Origin of the sequence: Mycobacterium sp. E342 (assembly GCF_001667665.1) — a bacterium.
Lineage (GTDB): Bacteria > Actinomycetota > Actinomycetes > Mycobacteriales > Mycobacteriaceae > Mycobacterium.
In genome coordinates this window covers 1-879 of sequence record NZ_LZJM01000189.1, presented here as the reverse complement: position 1 = coordinate 879, position 879 = coordinate 1, and the positions used below count along the sequence as shown (strand labels likewise).

Annotated in this window: 1 protein-coding gene and 1 pseudogene; both read right to left on the bottom strand. The window is 65.6% G+C overall.

The window, feature by feature from the left end:
- Window positions 1–554, bottom strand: a 554-nt coding sequence (locus A5692_RS13660) for a glycosyltransferase (RefSeq protein WP_197514454.1), incomplete at its 3' end; no start/stop codon positions are given.
- Between the two features lie 55 nt (window positions 555–609).
- Window positions 610–879, bottom strand: a pseudogene (locus A5692_RS29480) (glycosyl transferase family 1); the annotation flags it as partial.

The window sequence follows — 879 nt, the reverse complement described above, 5'->3', positions numbered from 1 at the left end:
TCGCGGCGCTGCGCGTTGTCGACCTTTTTGGTTGAACGCCAAAACAGCCACTCCACGGCCGTCATGGTGGAACGCATCACCGGCGCGGGCACACTCGGAACGAGCTGGCCATTGGCGCGCATCGGGAAGTGATGCAGCGTCGCCAATGGGATGTCGTAATACTCCGCGACGTTGGCGGCGGCCTGCTCGAAATTCAAGCCGGTGCAGAGCAGGTCTGCGCCGGCCGCGAGCGACGTCAGCGTCGCGCTCACCTCGCCCCAATGCCGGATGAGGGGCTCCCACACCCTGCGCATCAGTCTGATCGGGCTGCGGACTGTCCAGATGTTCCGGAAGAATTCCGCCCACATGTTGCGGAGGAACTCCTCGTCGAGGAAATCATGCAGTTTCGGGCCGTACGGGACCGCCGCGAGCCCAACTGACTCGGCGAAGCTCACCAATTCCGGCGGGACCGCCATGGCCACGTCGTGCCCTCGGCGCAGCAGCTCTCGGCCAACGGCTGCCAAAGGCTCGATGTCGCCGCGGGTTCCATACCCGGCGAGGGCGAATTCCGTCACGGGTCCTAGCCTTGCAGTTCCCGTGCACCGGCGACGTCGGGGGTATCGGTTGCAGTCAGCCGGATTGCCTCACGAGAGCAAAGTCTTCGACAAGGCTGGCGGCCTTGGCAGCGCTTTCGCCGGGTGTGGTCATCCGGGTGGCGATGTCCCGGGCGCGGGCGACATAGTCGGGGGAGAGGATCAGGCGCAGGTCCGCGATCAGCGATTCTCGGGTAGTGGCCGAAAAGGCCCGGGCGGTGCCCACCTTCAGTCGTTTGATCTGAGCCGCCCAGATCCGCTGGTCTCCCTTGCTCCACAGGCTCAATGTGGGCACGCCGGCGCGCAG